Below are 17405 nucleotides of genomic sequence, written 5' to 3'. Positions count from 1 at the left end.
GCTGAAACACGAGCGTACGGCGCTTCGCCTGCGGAAATCCAATGAGTAATGCTCAACTGCGCCATAAGCGGAGTTAATATCAGCGGATGGATCTCACTCTGCTACGCGCGTTCGTCACCGTGGCACGCGAGGGCAACCTCACGCGCGCGGCGGTGCAACTGCATCTGACGCAACCGGCCGTCAGCCTGCAAATCAAGCATTTGCAGGAAACGCTCGGCGTCACGCTGTTCACGCGGACCTCGCACGGGCTTTCGCTCACGCGCGACGGCCAGGCGCTGCTGCCGCACGCGGAGCGTGCCCTCGCGGCGGCAAGCGACGTGCAGCGCGCCGCGCAGTCGCTGCGCCAGGAGGTGCACGGACGCTTGCGCATCGGCACCATTCTCGACCCCGAGTTTCTGCGGCTCGGCGGCTTTCTGAAGCAACTGGTAGAAACCTGGCCGCACATCGAGACGGCCTTGCGGCACGGCATGTCGGGCTGGGTGCTCGAGCAGGTGCGCGCCGGCGAACTGGACGTGGGCTATTACATCGGCGTGCCTTCGGACGACGAAGGCCGCGATGCGCGGGCCTTTCACACACTGACCCTCACGCATTTCCAGTACCGCGTGCTGGCGCCAGCCGGCTGGAAGGACCGCGTCAAAGGCGCGCGCGACTGGCGCTCGCTCGCCGCCTTTCCGTGGATCTGGACGCCGCCTGCGTCCGCACACAACCGGCTGTTGTCGCACGCATTCAGCGAGGCGGGGGTGAAGCCCGTCAAGGTCGCGGAAGTGGACCAGGAGCCGTCCATGCTGGATCTCGTCAAATCGGGCGTGGGGCTGACGCTCGCGCGCGACGCGATTGCGATTGCCGAGGCGCACGCGCACGCGCTGACCATCGTCGAAGGCATTACGGTGCCGACACAACTCAGCTTCGTCACGCTGGCCCAACGCAAGGACGAGCCCGCGATAGCCGCCGCGCTCAAGCTGATCGAGCTGCAATGGGCAAGCTGAATGCACCCGAGCAGCGTCTGGCCTTCTTCGAGCAGCGGCGCATGCGTTGTGCGTTGCGATATGAGCCGTTCTCATGACAGCGCGGGCCAGGCGCCGCCAGACGCTTGCATGCGCAATGAAACCGCGGCGTCACGCAGTATTTGTTAGATTGGCGCTTCACTGACGCGCCCGCCGCTGCTTTTCCCTTCCAACCGACTCTGTCTTTCCCGGCAGCTTCGCCCGCTCGCGACGCAAGCAGCCGACCATTCCATCCCGACAGGAGCCTGATATGGCACGCAACATCGAAATCAAAGCCCGCGCCCAGCATTTCGAGCAACTGCGCGAACGCGCGGCGCAACTCGCGCCGGACGCGCCGCTCATCTTCCGCCAGCAGGACTTTTTCTATGACGTGCCGCGCGGGCGTCTGAAGCTGCGCCAGTTCGACGATGGCACGCCCGCCGAACTGATCTTCTATCAGCGCGATGACCGCGACGGGCCGAAGGCGTCGTACTACACGCGCAGTCCCGTGACCAACCCCGAAGCCATGCACGCGCTGCTGGCCACCGCGCTCACCACGCGCGGCATCGTCACCAAGGAGCGGCACGTGTATCTGGCGGGGCGCACGCGCATTCATCTGGACCGCGTGGACGGTCTGGGCGATTTCGTCGAACTTGAAGTGGTGCTCGCGCAGGACGACAACGAGGAAGACGGACACGCTGAAGCCCACGCGATGTTCGCGAGCCTCGGCGTAGCGGAATCCGATCTGGTGGCAGTGGCTTACGTGGATCTGCTCAACGCGCCTCACGAGCCGAAGCAGGCGGCATGAACCGCGTGCGGCCGCCCCGGCTCAAATCAGGCGGCGGCCGTTCCGGAAGAAGACAGATGTGCAAGCGGCAACGGGCCGTTGCGCTTGAACGTGGTGAGCACGATGTTCGAGCGCACGCTGTCCACACCGGGCACACGCATGAGCTTTTTCATGACGAACGTGGACAGATAGCTGAGGTCGGGCGCGACGATGCGCAGCAGATAGTCGGCGTCGCCCACCACTGCATGGCATTCCAGCACTTCAGGCAACAGGTCGATCTGCTGCTGGAATTGTTCGATCACCGAATCGCCGTGATGCTTGAGCTTGAGACTCGTAAAAGCGGTCACGGCCAAGCCGAGTTTTTCGGGGCGCAGCACGACCCGATAGCCGTCCACCACGCCGATCTGCTCGAGCCGCTGCAAGCGCCGCCCGATCTGCGACGGCGACAGCGGCACCTGTTCGGCAAGCTGCTGATGCGTGGCGCGGCCAAAGCGCTGCAATAGGTCGAGCAGCGCTAGGTCGAAGTGGTCGAGATCGAGCATGTAACGGTCCGGCATCCAATAGGCGCTTAATACGCGATTATTGCATGCGCGAACTGATGCGGCCGGAAGGCCGCGCAACGCAAATCACCTGAGAACGCAGGAGCGGATTGCCTCGCACCGCGCGACACCGAACCGGACACGCCACGGCGGGAACGATGGCAGCCGAGCCGGCGGCCGCGAACAATTCATCGTATTGAAAGGCCTTTGCAGGCAACCACGCACACAAACCTTCAGTTCTACAGGCTATTTTTAAGGTGCACGTAAGAATCCCACGCTTGCCGCGCAATAGCGCCCAGATCGTCGCGCGACAGGGTGTTCCGACGCTGTACAATCAGGATCGCATACGGCTTGGAGAGCGCGCTTGCCTCCTTGCACAGAACGAGTTCGTCTCCGCTCGAAGGTGAGCGGGCGCGCCAGAAGTTGATCGCGGCTTCGAGTTCCTGAATGCTGATCTCGGACATGGCTTCGATTATCCGGAGGGCGCGAGCACGTCGGCTCGACGACTGCCTGGCAGGCGCTCCGGCGAACCGCTTGCCCGAACGCCTAAACCCATTGTAATTGAGCGAAATCCATGCGACTCCTTCTGATCGAAGATGACCGTCCCATCGCACGCGGCATCCAAAGCAGCCTCGAACAAGCCGGCTTCACGGTCGACATGGTCCACGACGGCATTTTCGCCGAACAGGCCCTCACGCAAAACCGCCACGAACTGGTGATTCTCGACCTCGGCCTGCCGGGTATCGACGGCATGACGCTGCTCTCGCGCTTCCGTCAGAGCAATCGCCATACGCCAGTGATCATCCTCACCGCGCGCGACGAATTGAACGACCGCGTGCAAGGCCTGAATTCCGGCGCCGACGACTACATGCTCAAACCGTTCGAGCCCACCGAACTCGAAGCGCGCATTCGTGCTGTGATGCGCCGCAGCGGTCCGCATGGCGACATGCCGCGTCCGGAAGTGTCGCTCGGCGGTGTGCGTCTGTCGGGCGTCGATCGCCGCATTTTCAACGACGACAAGCCGCTCGAATTGTCGCCGCGCGAATTCGCGGTGCTCGAAATGCTGCTGCTGCGTCACGGCCGCGTGGTCAGCAAGGCGCAACTGCAAGACCATCTGACGCATTTCGGCGGCGATCTCGGCGACACGGCAATCGAAGTCTACGTGCACCGTGTGCGCAAGAAGCTCGAGAGCTGCCGCGTCGAAATCGTCACGGTGCGCGGCTTCGGTTACCTGTTGCAGGAAATCCGCCAGGCCGCATAATCGTCGTGAAGGCCGCCGTTCGCTTGCGGCCAGACGGCGCCGGGCCGGCGCAGCGCACCGCGTGCGCGAGTCGCCGGCGCCCGGCGAAACTTCCGGGCGCCTCGCGCCAGCCTCTTTCCCGCGCGTTCGATCATGCCCCAGCCGGCCGCCAATAGCCTGCGCCGCACGCTGCTCCGGCGCCTGGCTGCTCCCCTTTCGCTGCTCGCGCTAATGAGCGGCCTGATCGCCTACTGGCTTGCGTGGCAGTACACGCAGCACGTGGTCGACCGCTCGCTCGCGGATCTCGCGACCGCCATCTCCAAGCAGATCCAGATTGCGGGCCCCGACGCGCCCATTACCGTGCCGCCGCTCGCGCAAGCCATGTTCTCCGATCCGATGGAGCATCTCGTCTATCGCATTAGCAATGGCGAGACGGAAATTGCCGGCGACGAGACGCTCCCGCTGCAAGGCACGAGTGTGCGGCGCATGCATTATGCGTACGTGTTCGAAACGCAGCACCAAGGGGTGACGGTGCGCGTGGCGCAAGTGCGGGTCGATCAGCCGGTCGGCAATCCCATCGTCGTGGAAGTCGGGCAGCCAGTGCATCACCGCTTTCGCATCGCCGCCGAGTTTCTCGTTGCCATCATGATGCCGCTGCTGTTGCTGCTGCTCGCCGGCTGGGTGATCGTGTGGCGCGTGGTGAATCAGCAGCTCAATCCGCTGACCCATCTCGCGGATTCGCTGAACCGGCAAACGCACACGTCACTGGAACCGGTGGACGAAACCTATGTGCCGGTCGAGATCCGGCCGCTGACGGGCGCCGTGAACGCGCTGCTCGGCCGTCTCAAGACCGCGCTGGACGGGCAGCGTAAATTCATTGCCGATGCCGCGCACCAGTTGCGCACGCCGCTCACCGCCGTCAAGCTGCATGCGGAGCAGGCCGCAGTGGCGCGCGACCCCCAGCAGACGCTCGCTGCTGTGCGCGAGTTGCGCGCGGCGGCCGACCGTGCGGTGCGTCTGTCGAATCAGTTGCTGTCTCTCGCGCGGGCGGAACCGGCCGAGCAGGCCGCGCGGTTTGTTAATGTGGACATGGCCGCGCTCGCGTTCGACACGGGCGCCGAATGGGTGCCGCGTGCATTGACGTCGCACCTCGACCTGGGTTTTCAGCGGCTCGACGACCCGGCCAACGATCATCCGTTGATCGCGCGCGGCAATCCGGTGTTGCTGCATGAAGTGATCGCGAATCTGCTGGATAACGCGCTGAAGTACGTGCCGCCTTCGCGCTTCGATGGCGGGCGCATAACGGTCACTGTGTCGCAAACCGTCATTGACGATGTGCGCATGGCCGAGATCGTGGTGGAAGACAATGGCGCGGGCGTACCTCATACGCAACAAGCCGATCTCTTCAAGCGCTTTTTTCGCGGCGACGGTCAAAGCGATAACGGCGTGGACGGCGGCGCCGGTCTCGGCCTTGCGATCGTTCACGACATCATGGTGCTGCATGGCGGCAGCGTGCATTACGAGGACGCGCCCGAAGGCGGAGCGCGCTTTATCGTGCGTATTCCGCTCGTGCAAGGAGCCGTGCGGCCGTCCGACGCGAGCCCCGACTCGCAAGGTAGCGAACAAAAACCGGCGCACTCGGCGCCGGTCGATATGTAGCGGTGAGGCTCGGCAACGGGCTGTCGCGGCGCCATTCGCACGGCGAGCGCGCCGCTGCGCGCATTACTTCTTCTTCGCCTTTTTCGTCGACTTGACGGTCTTCGGCGACTTCGACGCTTTTGCTGTTTTAGCCGCGCCCTTTTCCTTCTCCGGCGGCGCCAGCATCGTGCCGCGGCACTTGCGCGAGCCGCAGCGGCATTCGTATTCCTTCTTCAGCTTGTTGGTCTGACGGGCGTCGATCACGAGGCCGTAGTCGTAGAACAGCTCCTCGCCTTCTGCAATGTCGCGCAGCGCGTGCACATACACATGCCCGTCAATCTCTTCCGCTTCGCAGTTCGGCGCGCACGAGTGGTTGATCCAGCGCGCGCTGTTGCCGTTCACCTTGCCGTCGATCACCTTGCCGCTATCCAGCGCAAAGTAGAACGTGTGATTCGGTTCGTCAGGATTGTGCGGATGGCGGCGCAACGCTTCTTTCCAGGAAATGCGCTCACCCTTGTATTCGATTAGCCGCTCGCCGGCAGCAATCGGTTCGAGCGCAAACACGCCTTTGCCGTGCACACCGGAACGACGCACGGCGATCCTGCGTGAACTCATTGAATGAATCCTTGTGAAGAACTGGGGTGAAGTCCGGCAGCCGTCGAAAACGCCCGCGTCTGACGCGCTGTTTTTTTCTGGCGCTCATAGCAAACGCGGCGCCCTGCGAGCGCCGCGTCGACCTGCGACGCACATGCGCCACATCCGGCATCGTACACGCTCAAGACTGCTTCGTTCAACCGTCAAAAACGTGTGCCGGATGCGCGTGCGCCGTGCGCAGTAGCCGCTTCATCTTTGGCCAAACGAAATCTCGCCGAACAGCGCCTTTTGCTCGCGCGGTTGCGAACGCCAGTACTGCGGCGGCGCTTCGACTGTCGCGCCAAGTTGTGCGGCGGCATGCCACGGCCAGCGCGGGTTGTAGAGCAATGCGCGAGCCAGCGCGATCAGATCGGCATCGCCCTGTTCGATCAGTTGCTCGGCATGCACTGGATCGGTAATCAAGCCGACACCGATGGTGGTGAGACCCGTCGCCTGTTTGACAGCCTTGGCGAACGGAATCTGGTAACCCGGCTCGAGCGGAATTTTCTGCAACGGCGATACGCCACCGGACGACACGTCGATCCAGTCGCATCCGCGTTTCTTCAGCTCGTGCGCGAACGCAAGGGTGTCTTCGAGCGACCAGCCGCCTTCGACCCAATCCGTTGCGGACACACGCACACCGACTGGTTTGTCGGCCGGGAAAGAGGCGCGCACGATGTCGAAGATCTCGAGCGGAAAACGCATACGGTTTTCAAGCGAGCCGCCGTAGTCGTCACTGCGTTGATTGGCGAGCGGCGAGAGAAACTGGTGCAGCAGATAGCCGTGCGCGGCATGCACTTCGAGTGCGTCGATGCCAAGGCGCGCCGCGCGCCGCGCGGATGCGGCGAAGGCTTCGCGAATGCGATTGAGCCCCGGCGTGTCGAGCGCGAGCGGCGGCTCCTCGCCCGCCTTGTGCGGCAACGCGGAAGGCGCATGCGGCAGCCAGCCGCCCTGAGATACCTGAATCAACTGGCCGCCTTCCCATGGCACATGGCTCGACGCCTTGCGTCCCGCATGCGACAACTGCATCGTCACGTTGATATGCGAATGCTTGCGGATGGCGGCGAGCACCGGCACGAGCGCCGCCTCGGTCGCGTCGTCCCACAGGCCGAGATCGCTCGGCGTGATGCGGCCGTCCGGTTCGACCGCCGTCGCTTCGATGCACAACATGCCGGCGCCCGACAACGCAAGACTGCCGAGGTGAATCATGTGCCACGCGGTGGCCTCGCCTCGCTCGGCGGAATACTGGCACATCGGCGAGACGACGATGCGGTTAGGAAGCGTCACGCTACGCAGCGTGAGTGGGGAAAATAGCGCGCTCATGGATCACCGCCTAGTAGAAACCCGAGAGCGGTCGAGCATAGCACTGCGATTCATTTGCTGCAGGCCGCGTGGCGTCGTGCAGATTGGGCGCTCAGGGTTTTGCTTCCACCTGATCGAGCCATTCGCCGAACATGCGGCACGCCGCGGCCTCCAGAGCGGGACCGTATTGCGCGGTCTGGGCGCGCAACTGCCGCGCGTCGATGCCATGACTCACGAGCTCGCCGGCGTTGCCGATCAACCAGCGCTCGAAGCCTTCCGTGCGGACCTCAGGATGACATTGCAACGCGAGCACATGGCTGCCCCATGCAAACGCCTGGTTCTCGCACGCGTTCGTGGAGGCGAGACGCGTCGCGTTGGCTGGAAGGTCGAAAGTGTCGCCATGCCAATGCAGCATGGAAGTCTGCGCGCCGTCCAGATGACGGACCGGCGACGCGCGGCCCGCGTCGGTCAGCGTGAGCGGTTCCCAGCCGAGCTCGGTATGGCCCGCCGGATAGACGCGCGCACCGAGCGCGCGCGCAATCAGCTGCGCGCCCAGACAGATGCCAAGCGTAGGAAGTCCTGCTTCGATGCGCTTTTCGATCATCGAAAGCAGCGGTACGAGGGTGGGATAGAGCGCGTCGTCGGTGGCGCTGATCGGGCCGCCGAGCACCACCATCAGCGACGGCGTGACCGGGTTGGGCGCCTCGATGCGGGCAAAGCCTACATCCAGATAACGGACCGGACGCCCGCGTTCGCCAAGCACCAGTTCCAGACTGCCGAGATCTTCGAAGTGGACGTGGCGAATGGCCAGAACTTCCTGATGCATCAGCCTGTCACCTCAGGTTGACTGGAGACTGCCGCTACGCGGCACCGGAAAGCGTGGCAGGCGGCGAGTGCCGTCTGCCCCTGCCGGTTGCAGTGTAGCGGATTGCCAGGTAAGCAGCCGCCTTACTGGGCGAAGATCTTCCAGGTCTTTTTCTGGGTGGCGACGTCGGCGGTTTCATGCACTGCGCAGTCCAGACGCAGGTCCGTATCCGCCATGTTCAGGTCGAGCAGCGCGCAACGATGCGGCGTCTTCTTCGGATTCTTGCTCGGTTCGAAGTGCGTGCAGCTCAGGCACATGCGGTGCGGCGGAATATTGCCCTGCGCTTCGAGTTGATGAACCGTCTTGAGCAGCGTGCGGTAGAACAGCGCCTGTTCCTCGTCGCGCAACGTGCCGACTGCCTTGGCGAGGAAGTCAGGCCATTGCGCGGCGCGCTTGGCAGCAGTGCGGCCGCGGGCGGTCAGGCGCACGGCGAGCGCGCGGCCGTCATCGAGCGCGCGGCGCTTTTCGACCAGTCCCTTGGTTTCGAGCGTGCTGACGGCGTCGCTGGTGGTGGCGGCGGTCAATGCCGTTTCGCGCGCAATTTCCCCGAGCCGCATCGGGCCCTTTCGCTGCATCAACAAAACCAGGATTTCGCCCTGCGTGGGCGTGAGTCCCGCGCCTTCCGCCCATTCCCAAGCCTGGCTTCGCATGGCCGTGCTCAGTCGCAAGAGGCTGTGGGTGACTCGCCCGGTTGCCTGTTCTCCGTATACGCCTTCGCTCATAATCTTCGATTGGTTTATTTACAGCTTTTGTGCGGTGCCGGCCAATTGCTTGCCGGGAACGCCCGTAGCCTGTGTGGGGTAGCCCCGCCCAAAACAGGACGAGACGGTCTCAACTATCTCAAAAATTCACCGCCTTGCAAGCCAAAGCAGTTAAGACGACATTCTATGCGAGAGCGGCGAATCGTACAGCTAAGTTATCCAACGTAATCTGTGGATAACCGTGGGATAACGTCGGGGAAGACATGTGTGCCGATTCTTGATAAGCCTGTACCCCCGCTCAACCCGTCCTTAAGTTGTCCTCGTTTACTGCTGCCGACGCACCGCCCTGTGACCCACTTATGAATTACCCAGCGCCTTGACTTTGCAGGAAATTATTCAGTTGTCCACAGCCCGGAGCGATGCTTGTTAACTACTACTACGTATGTATACGTACATCTTTGAAAAACCTTAAGGGCCCCGAACTGGAAATTTTATCGACGAAAAAAAACCCGCACGCGGCGGGTTTTCTTACGGTTTAACACAGGAGCGCGCTGGGCAACTCAGGCCCGCCAGGCCAGACACTGCTGCCTGACGACTTCGTGCAGCGACTTTTCCTGTTCCGCGACGCCTCTTAACCAGGTCGCATCGTTGACCTGGCCGCGCGCGATCGCGCCGATTTCAGCCAGCGCATGGCCGGAGCCCAATGCGTCGCCGTGCGGCGCGATCCGCTCGAGCGTTTCGAGGATGTCTTCGGAAATGGTCTTGCGTTCGCCTGTTTGCGGATTGATGCAAGTTCCGGCCAGACCGAAGCGGCAAGCCTCGAAGCGGTTGAACGTGTAGACGAGGTAGTCGTCTTCGTGCGGGGTGACCGGCTTGTCGAGCAGCAGATGCCGGGCGAGCGTCTGGATGTAGCACGCAATGGCCGCAGCGCGATCCACTGAAAGCGGCGTATCCATCACGCGGACTTCAATGGTGCCAAAACCGGGTTTCGGCCGGATGTCCCAATAGAAGTCTTTCATGCTGTTGACCACGCCGGTGTGCACCATCTTCGAGAAATATTCCTCAAAGCTGTCCCACGTCAACACGAACGGCGCGCGGCCCGAGAGCGGAAACGCGAATACGGAATTCAGGCGTGCCGAATGAAAACCTGTGTCCACGCCCTGCACGAAAGGCGACGACGCGGACAACGCAATGAAATGCGGGATGAAGCGCGACATCGAATGCAGCAGGAATAGCGCGCTGTCCGCATCCGGACAGCCGATATGCACATGCTGGCCGAACACCGTGAACTGCTTCGCAAGATAACCGTACAGTTCGGAAAGGTACTGGAAGCGAGGCGTGTCCACGATCTGCCGCTCGCTCCATTGCTGAAAAGCATGCGTGCCGCCACCGCACAGGCCGACGTTCAGACGATCGGCTGCGGCAACGAGCGTGTCGCGAATCTTGCGCAGATCGGCAAGCGCCTGTTCATGGTTCGTGCAGATGCCGGTGGAAAGCTCGATCATGCTCTCGGTAATTTCCGGCGTGATGTTGCCGGGGATCTTCTGATCCTTGACGAGGCGCAGCAGATCCGAGCCGGCTTTGGTCAGATCATAGTCATGCGTATTGACGATCTGCATCTCGAGTTCGACACCGAAAGTAAACGGCTTCGAATCGATGAAGGGTTCGAGTGACATAGCGTCCCCTGAGTGAGGTCGGCGAGGCAATTGTCAGAAGCCCGGCCGTTTTTTAAAGCGAATAAATCAGATAGCGTGTGGCCCCGCAATGCGAGGCGCTTACTCTTCGCGCCGCTCGGCAACCAGCGCGAGGCTGCGATAAACGAGCCAGGGCCCGAGAATCTGCAGCACGACAATCGAACACATGACGATCGCGCGCAATCGCGGATCGAAATTCGGATACAGGTTGTAGGTGTCGTCGACGAGCAGATAAGCCAGCGCCGACATGGGCGATAACGACAAGCCAAGCGCCATGCCCTGCTTCCAGTTCAGGCCGCTCGGCTTGGCGAACGCGAGCACGCCGACCAGCTTGGCGACGAGACGCGCAACAATCAGACCCAGCGCCGCGACGCCGCCCAGCGCGATGTCTTTCCATTCGAACGAAGTGAGTGTCAGCACGAACAGAATCACCGTCAGAAGCCACCCGGCCGTGCCGAAATGCTGCGGCCACAACTGCGGCCGCGCTTCCAGATTTTTCACGATAATGCCGGCGGCCAGCAGCGCAAGAATGGTCGACAGCTTGAACAGGTGCGCGAGCGCAATGGCCAGCAGGACCAGGCCGAATAGCGCAACGAACGAATGCTCGTCCTGCATGTTGAGCCGTCGATAAAAGAACGTGCAGGTGCGCGCAAGCAGATACGCGAGCACCAGCGAGCCGGCCAGCAGGTAAAGCGGTTGCACAATGGTGGCGAAAACATTGCCATATGCTTCCTGATGCAGCCAGCTCGACACGAGCTTCTCGATCACCACTGCATACATGCTGTTCAACGCCGTCAACGTCAAAAGACGTTGCGTGACCTGGCCTTCCGCACGCAACTCGGTCTTGAGCTGGATAACCATGGCGGGCGAAGTCGCCATGGCAATGGCCGCGAGTACCGTTGCGACCATCAGCGGCACATTCAGGAACAGCAGCACCGGCAGAACCAGCGCGAAAGTGAGCGTGGCTTCCGCGACGCTCGACATCACGAGCCACGGATTACGGCGGATCCAGCGCAAATCGAGCCGGCTGCCGAGTTCGAACAGCAGCAAGCCGAGCGCCACATCGAGCAACGGCCGGGCCGCCTTCGCCGACTCCGCGTCGATCACGCCCGAACCGGCCGCGCCCGCAATCAGACCGATGACCGCGTAGCCCGAAATACGCGGCAAACGCCACGCGCGATAGCACAACTCGCCGCATAAACCCGCGGCAAGCAATGCCAGACCAGCCCAAAAAATGGCGTCGGGGGAAAGCGGCCAGGCTGGGAAAAATGAAAACGCCGAGTTCATCGTTATGGCTTCTCCTTTGCAGCAACGGCAGATGACACAAACCAGCGTAAGCCGGCGCGAACAGCGGCGAGCGGGTGAACGCAAGAGACGCTCACTGTCGCAATCGCTTCGCGTGATCCGCGTTGCGAGTTTTTCAACTATCGGATGATTCGAACGCGCCGCAGTCGCAGGGAACTCGGCGCATTCAGGGGTGCGGCCGTAGCAGCCGGCACGACACGGTGAAAGGACGCCGTCGACGTTGAATCAGAGTCGGATTGGACGGCACCGTTCCGTAGCAGCGGGCACCGCTAGAGGCGAGGCACCACGCGGAAAAGAACGGCGATTGTGCCATAGCTTGTTCAGCTTCGACCGAAAACACACGAACATGCAGGCAAAACGGTAAAAACGTACTTCATCTTGATGGCATGTGGAAAAACCGACCGTTTTATCGGCGCACAGTGCACGCATTCCGGCTGGTTTGCACACGGCTCAGGGCAGTGTGCACGCATCGCATGTGCTTTTCAGGACAGCGCTTAGCCGAAGGGTTGTAGCGGTTGCCGAATCTGTGCGGTGGCGCACGGTCCAGCTCAGGCCTTGATGTTTACGCGTTTACTGTATGTATACGTAGTAGCAGTTAACAAGCTGCCTCGTTTTCTGTGGATAACCGCTGTTTACCGAATCGAATCAGCGCGTTGCCGACTTCATAACCGGGCGCACAGCATGTGCGGTGGCGACTCGTATACGCGGGTAACTTTTTACGAAATTGCGGGCAGCGCGAGTTACCCCGTTTACGTCCACAACGGTTCCACATGAGTTGCGCCGGTAAACAGCGCGCTTATCCACAATTTGCGGTGGATAACCGCGGCGCACCGAGGTCGAGCGTTAACCGCCGACGCTCCCCTGCCGCAGTGCGCGCAGCAGAAAGCGCGCAGGGTCGATGTCTTCGGCGAGGTCGCGCGTGAGTGGCCACGGCTCCCCTTCGATTTGGGAGGCAATCAGTTCCGCGCCGAGCGCAGCCCACACGAGACCGCGCGAACCGTAGGCAAACGCGCCGTACAGCCCGTCCGCGCGCGGCAGGTCGAGCGGCCAGGCACCGCGCAAGCGCTCGGCTTCGCGGGTGGCGAGCGCTTCGTCGGCGAAGTTGCCGATCATCGGCATGCGGTCGCTTGTCACACAGCGGAATGCAACGCGGCCCGCGAGCGCTGGCGTTTCTGCCCGCGAGCCGGCGCGCGCGGCTTCTTCGGCGCGGCCGGCCACGCGCGAGAACGCGGGCAGCATGTCCGCGACCCGCTCCAGGTTTTCCAGATGACCGGCTGCGCGAAGCGACGTATCCACGTCGTCGAGTTCATAGGTGGCTCCCGTCAGTGTGACGCCGTCAGGCAGCGGTATCGCATAGCCTGCGCCGATTACCGGCAATTCGAGCGACGGCGCCGCGCCCCGAGGCAGCAACGTGAGCTGGCCGCGGATGCTGCGAGTCGGCGCATGGCGCAGGCCGGCAATGCGCGCCGCATCATGAGCGCTCGCGACAATCACGACCGGCGCACGCGCCAACAACTCGCCTGCCGTGTCGAGCACGTTCCACTGACTGCCCGACCGCTCGAGGCGCGCGACTTGCACGCCAAAGCGGCGCTCCAGCCGGTCACCGGCGGCCGCGCATTGCGCGGCGCACAGCGATGCCGGATCTATCCAGCCGCCGTGCGGGAAGAACCATCCGCCGCGCGCGAGCGCTGTGCCGGCGAGCTGACGAGCGGCGTCGGCGGAAAGCGGCGTAACGAACTCCGGCGGATAACCCAACGCCGCGATGGCCTCGCACATCGCGCGCGCTTCGTCTTCGGTTTCGGCGATCTGCAGCAGACCAGGGCGGCCGCGCGTTGGCGCATGGCCGAGCTGTTCCAATGCCGTCCAGCGCCTGAGCGCATACAGAAAGCCGGCGCGCGTGACGCGCGAGGCGACGCTGTCGTCGCGCGAAATCATCGGGTGGAATACGCCTGCCGGGTTGCCGGAGGCGTCCTCTGCCAGCGACGCGTGCCGCTCCAGCAACGTCACGCGCCAACCGCGCGCCGCGAGACGCTCAACCACCGCGCATCCGGCAAGGCCCGCGCCGACCACCACCGCGTGCCGTTCGTTGGGGGCGAACGGTCCCAGTGCGACGGGCGGCTCATGCCGGCGCACGCGCCAGCGCGGCGCAAAGTGGCCAACCAGCATCGCGCGCTTCCAGCCGAAGCCGTCCACCTTGCGGTACTCAAAGCCCGATTGAGTCAGCGTGCGCTTGATCTCGCCCGCGCTGCTGTAAGTGGCGAAGGTGGCGCCCTCGCCTGCCAGCCGCGCGAGCGACTTGAAGATCGCAGGCGTCCACAATTCGGGGTTTTTGGCGGGCGCAAAGCCGTCCAGATAAAACGCGTCAGCGCGCAGCCGCAGATTGGGCAAGCTCTGCTGTGCGTCGTCAAAAACCAGCGTCAGGACGACGCGGCCATTGTCGAATTCGAGCCGGTGCGTGCCGGGCACGAGCACCGGCCATTCGTTCGCCAGCGCGTCGGCAAGCGCCGCGATCGCCGGATCTGCAACGATCGCGGCATATGCCCGGCGCAGATCGTCGAGCGTGAACGGATGCTTTTCCGTCGAAACGAAATGAAGCCGCTCGCAGCGGGCAGGGTCGGCACGCCACGCGGCCCACGTCACGAGGAAGTTGATACCCATGCCGAAGCCCGTCTCCAGCACGGTGAACGCGCGCCGGCCGTGCCAGCGCTCTGGCAGCGCATTGCCGCGCAGGAAAACATGGTTAGCCTGCTCGATAGCGCCGACGGCGCTGTGATAAATGTCGTCGTAGAGCGGCGAAAACGGCGTGCCGTTGCTTCTGAACGAGAGCGCGGCTGGAATGAGCGGATCGGTCATGCGGGAGGCAAAGCAATGCCCTGAAGTGACCCGAACGAGCGGGTGCAACGTTACCGCCAGCGCGCGCGGCTCGCCGGGCGGCGAAGAAGACGCGCCGAGCGTTGGCAAAAACCAACGTCAAAGCCCCGTCCACACTGGGTTTCACGCTTCTCAGCGAGGGCCGGTCAGCAAAAAGTGCCGTTTCCTTGCTGTATCTGTTCCAAAACCGCGTAATTCTTCGAAACCCTTGTCCTGATTGGGTTTGCGCTGCGCTATCATAGCAAGCGCCGCGAAGGGAGCGGCAGCACGGCCGACGGACATTCGCTGTCCGGCGCTTTCGATCCGGAGGGGCTCCGGAGCCGCAGCTGCTCGACGGCGCGGCGCGCGCACGTATAATCGGCGCGTTCGCGCTGTTCGTGTCAACCTAAACTCAGAAAGGAACCTTAATGAACAAACAGGAACTGATCGACGCCGTCGCTGGACAGACGGGCGCCAGCAAGGCTCAAACCGGTGAAACGCTGGACACGTTGCTTGAAGTGATCAAGAAGTCTGTGTCGAAGGGCGACGCGGTCCAGTTGATCGGCTTCGGCAGCTTTGGTTCGGGCAAGCGCGCAGCGCGTACGGGTCGCAACCCGAAAACGGGCGAAACTATCAAGATTCCGGCCGCGAAGACCGTCAAGTTCACGGCCGGCAAGGCGTTCAAAGACGCAGTCAACAAGCGCTAAGCAGATTACTGCCAGGCAGTTGACACCCGCCCACGGCGGGTTTTTTTTCGTCTTTTTCCGGCTGGATGGATCGCACGCCGCGCGGCAGCGAGCCGCGCGCGTGCCTTGTGACTCGCTCGTGTCGGGAAGGCGGCCGGCAGGGCCGCTAGTCGTGACGATGCACGATCTAGCCGTGCCGGTGGCCGTGATCGTTGTCGCCGTGGCCGCCATGACCGCCATGACCGCCGTTTCCGCCGTGATCGTGGTCGTGCCCATGACCGTGGTGGTCATGATCGTGGTCGTGATCATCCTCGTCGAAATCCCATACCGGGAACGGATCCGCGAACTGTTGCCAGCCTTGCGGTCCCAGCGCGAATTCGTCGTCGGTAAGCAAGCAGGCGTCGAACTTCGCCGACCACAGTGCCGGGTCGATGCCGACGCCGATCAGCACCAGCTCCTGGCGACGGTCGCCGATGCTCATGTCGTCCGGCTCCCCGTACCAGTCGGCAGCGATTTCAGCGGCCAGTTCGGCGTCCTGATCGGCGTCGGGCCACTCGCTGCGATCCTGCGCGGCCCACCACATACCCGCCGGACCATGCCGGCATGCGCCGCCCGCCTGTGACAGCGAACCGGCAATGTCAGTGCGCGTCGCGAGCCAGAAAAATCCCTTGCTGCGCAACACGCCCTTCCACTCCTCGTGCAGCAGCGCCCACAGGCGCTCCGGATGAAACGGCCGGCGCGCGCGATAAACGAAGTTGCCGATGCCGAATTCGTCCGCTTCGCCGTGATGGCTGTGGCCGTGCTCGTGCTCGTGCTGATGGAGCGACGCCAGCCAGCCCGGCGCGCCCGACGCCTCGTCGAAATCGAAGCGGCCGGTGTTCACCACCTGCTCGAGCGGCACCGCGCCGAAGCGGCTCACCACCTGCACGGCCCGCGGGTTGATCCGCGCGAGAATGCGTTGCAGACGAGTCAGCTCGTCAGCGCTGACGAGGTCGGCCTTGTTCACCACCAGCACGTCGCAGAACTCGATCTGCTCGATCAGCAGTTCGACCAGTGTGCGGTCGTCTTCTTCTGTGGCGGCAATGCCGCGTTCGGCGAGCGCGTCCGCGGAGCCGTAGTCGCGCAGGAAGTTGAACGCGTCGACCACCGTGACCATCGTATCGAGCCGCGCCACGTCGCTGAGCGCGGCGCCGTCGTCGTCCACAAAAGCAAAGGTCTCGGCAATCGGCATGGGCTCGGCCACGCCGGTCGACTCGATCAGGATCGCGTCGAAGCGCTTTTCGGCGGCAAGGCGTCTGATCTCGACCAGCAGATCGTCGCGCAGTGTGCAGCAGATACAGCCGTTCGACAGTTCGACAAGCTGTTCTTCAAGATGCGACAGCGCGGCGGCCTCGCGCACGAGCGAAGCGTCGATATTGACGGCGGCCAGATCGTTGACGATCACGGCCACCCGCAGGCCGGCGCGATTCGCGAGGATGTGATTCAGGAGCGTGGTCTTGCCGGCGCCCAGAAAACCGGAGAGCACGGTGACGGGCAATGGCGGCTGGTTCATCGCAGTACAGGAAATCGGGAGGATTGAAAGGCGTGGCACGCCCAACGCCGCCGCGTGAGTCTGAAACGTCTGAAACGGCGGTCGAGCGGCGGCGGCAGCACGAAGCCGCATTGTGCATCAAATCCGCAGGGACAAGAGGGAGACGCCCTCACCCGGCCGCTCGGTCCGGCGATTCAGCGTGCCGCCGGCATCAGGTTCCACTTGCGCAGAATCGCCGCGATCTGCTGAGCGTACTTGTCGCGCAGCGCGGGCGTTTCGGAGTGATAGGCGCCGACGGCTTGCCACGTATTGCCGTACTTGTTCATCTGGCGGCGCAAATGCCAGGCGGCGATGTAGACGTTCTTGCACGGCTCCATCAGCGTGCCCTGCGAGATGCCGTATTGAGCCAGCGTGGGCAGGTGAATCGAGTTGATCTGCATCACGCCGTAGTCCGTCGAGCCGTTGGCGTTCTTGTGCTGCGCGTCCGGACGGTTGTGCGATTCCTGCCACGCGATCGCACGCAGGATCAGCGGGTTGACCTTCTGGTATTTCGCGGCTTCGTCAAAGCAATCGGCGCGTGCCGACCCGGCCGCAGTCAACACGGTAAATCCTGCAAGAACAGTGACGAAGGTTCGTTTCATCGGTAAGGAC

Annotated in this window: 16 protein-coding genes; 5 read left to right on the top strand and 11 right to left on the bottom strand. The window is 63.1% G+C overall.

Annotation, left to right across the window (positions count from 1 at the left end):
• Positions 1-86 precede the first annotated feature (86 nt).
• Positions 87-986, top strand: coding sequence for a LysR family transcriptional regulator (locus tag F757_RS0105855; protein WP_027210596.1), 900 nt, complete (start codon positions 87-89; stop codon positions 984-986).
• A 268-nt stretch (positions 987-1254) separates the two neighbouring features.
• Positions 1255-1791 (top strand): class IV adenylate cyclase, encoded by a 537-nt coding sequence (locus F757_RS0105850; protein ID WP_027210595.1) that lies wholly within the window; start codon positions 1255-1257, stop codon positions 1789-1791.
• A 26-nt stretch (positions 1792-1817) separates the two neighbouring features.
• Here F757_RS0105850 and F757_RS0105845 read toward each other — a convergent pair whose 3' ends face one another.
• Together F757_RS0105845 and F757_RS0105840 are read right to left on the bottom strand one after the other, a co-directional pair.
• Positions 1818-2312 (bottom strand): Lrp/AsnC family transcriptional regulator, encoded by a 495-nt coding sequence (locus F757_RS0105845; protein ID WP_027210594.1) that lies wholly within the window; start codon positions 2310-2312, stop codon positions 1818-1820.
• Positions 2313-2548: 236 nt separating this feature from the next.
• On the bottom strand, positions 2549-2773 hold the full coding sequence (locus F757_RS0105840; protein WP_027210593.1) for a DUF3717 domain-containing protein: 225 nt from the start codon (positions 2771-2773) through the stop codon (positions 2549-2551).
• Positions 2774-2883: 110 nt separating this feature from the next.
• Between F757_RS0105840 and F757_RS0105835 the strand changes: the two genes are divergently transcribed.
• On the top strand, positions 2884-3570 hold the full coding sequence (locus F757_RS0105835) for a response regulator (RefSeq protein WP_007180058.1): 687 nt from the start codon (positions 2884-2886) through the stop codon (positions 3568-3570).
• Positions 3571-3702: 132 nt separating this feature from the next.
• Positions 3703-5208 (top strand): sensor histidine kinase, encoded by a 1506-nt coding sequence (locus F757_RS0105830; RefSeq protein WP_027210592.1) that lies wholly within the window; start codon positions 3703-3705, stop codon positions 5206-5208.
• Between the two features lie 63 nt (positions 5209-5271).
• Here the strand turns inward: F757_RS0105830 and F757_RS0105825 are convergent, their stop codons facing one another.
• From F757_RS0105825 to mnmC, 7 genes are all read right to left on the bottom strand, one after another.
• Positions 5272-5802 (bottom strand): SET domain-containing protein, encoded by a 531-nt coding sequence (locus F757_RS0105825; protein WP_027210591.1) that lies wholly within the window; start codon positions 5800-5802, stop codon positions 5272-5274.
• A gap of 228 nt (positions 5803-6030) precedes the next feature.
• On the bottom strand, positions 6031-7143 hold the full coding sequence (locus F757_RS0105820; RefSeq protein ID WP_027210590.1) for an NADH:flavin oxidoreductase/NADH oxidase: 1113 nt from the start codon (positions 7141-7143) through the stop codon (positions 6031-6033).
• A gap of 91 nt (positions 7144-7234) precedes the next feature.
• Entirely contained in the window at positions 7235-7948 is a 714-nt protein-coding gene (locus tag F757_RS0105815) for a glutamine amidotransferase (RefSeq protein ID WP_027210589.1), read from the bottom strand.
• A gap of 122 nt (positions 7949-8070) precedes the next feature.
• Entirely contained in the window at positions 8071-8709 is a 639-nt protein-coding gene (locus F757_RS0105810) for a MarR family winged helix-turn-helix transcriptional regulator (protein ID WP_013340966.1), read from the bottom strand.
• A gap of 539 nt (positions 8710-9248) precedes the next feature.
• Positions 9249-10364, bottom strand: a complete 1116-nt coding sequence (locus F757_RS0105805) for a YbdK family carboxylate-amine ligase (RefSeq protein WP_027210588.1) — start codon at positions 10362-10364, stop codon at positions 9249-9251.
• Between the two features lie 99 nt (positions 10365-10463).
• Positions 10464-11669: a cation:proton antiporter gene (locus F757_RS0105800; RefSeq protein ID WP_027210587.1), complete on the bottom strand. Its 1206-nt coding sequence runs from the start codon at positions 11667-11669 to the stop codon at positions 10464-10466.
• A gap of 861 nt (positions 11670-12530) precedes the next feature.
• Positions 12531-14540, bottom strand: a complete 2010-nt coding sequence (gene mnmC / locus F757_RS0105795; RefSeq protein ID WP_027210586.1) for a bifunctional tRNA (5-methylaminomethyl-2-thiouridine)(34)-methyltransferase MnmD/FAD-dependent 5-carboxymethylaminomethyl-2-thiouridine(34) oxidoreductase MnmC — start codon at positions 14538-14540, stop codon at positions 12531-12533.
• A gap of 425 nt (positions 14541-14965) precedes the next feature.
• Here mnmC and F757_RS0105790 point away from each other — a divergent pair, with 425 nt between their 5' ends.
• Positions 14966-15244: an HU family DNA-binding protein gene (locus F757_RS0105790; RefSeq protein ID WP_006050811.1), complete on the top strand. Its 279-nt coding sequence runs from the start codon at positions 14966-14968 to the stop codon at positions 15242-15244.
• A gap of 166 nt (positions 15245-15410) precedes the next feature.
• On the opposite strand, the gene F757_RS0105785 is transcribed toward F757_RS0105790, so the two are convergent.
• The gene (locus F757_RS0105785) at positions 15411-16775 is read right to left on the bottom strand and encodes a GTP-binding protein (RefSeq protein ID WP_027210585.1); all 1365 of its coding nucleotides are present in this window, start codon (positions 16773-16775) and stop codon (positions 15411-15413) included.
• Between the two features lie 173 nt (positions 16776-16948).
• Positions 16949-17395: a lytic transglycosylase domain-containing protein gene (locus tag F757_RS0105780; RefSeq protein WP_027210584.1), complete on the bottom strand. Its 447-nt coding sequence runs from the start codon at positions 17393-17395 to the stop codon at positions 16949-16951.
• Positions 17396-17405 lie beyond the last annotated feature (10 nt).

Origin of the sequence: Burkholderia sp. WSM2232, from assembly GCF_000472545.1 — a bacterium.
Taxonomy (GTDB): domain Bacteria; phylum Pseudomonadota; class Gammaproteobacteria; order Burkholderiales; family Burkholderiaceae; genus Paraburkholderia.
Note: the sequence above shows the minus strand (reverse complement) of the source record. Positions and strands in the feature narration are given on the sequence as shown.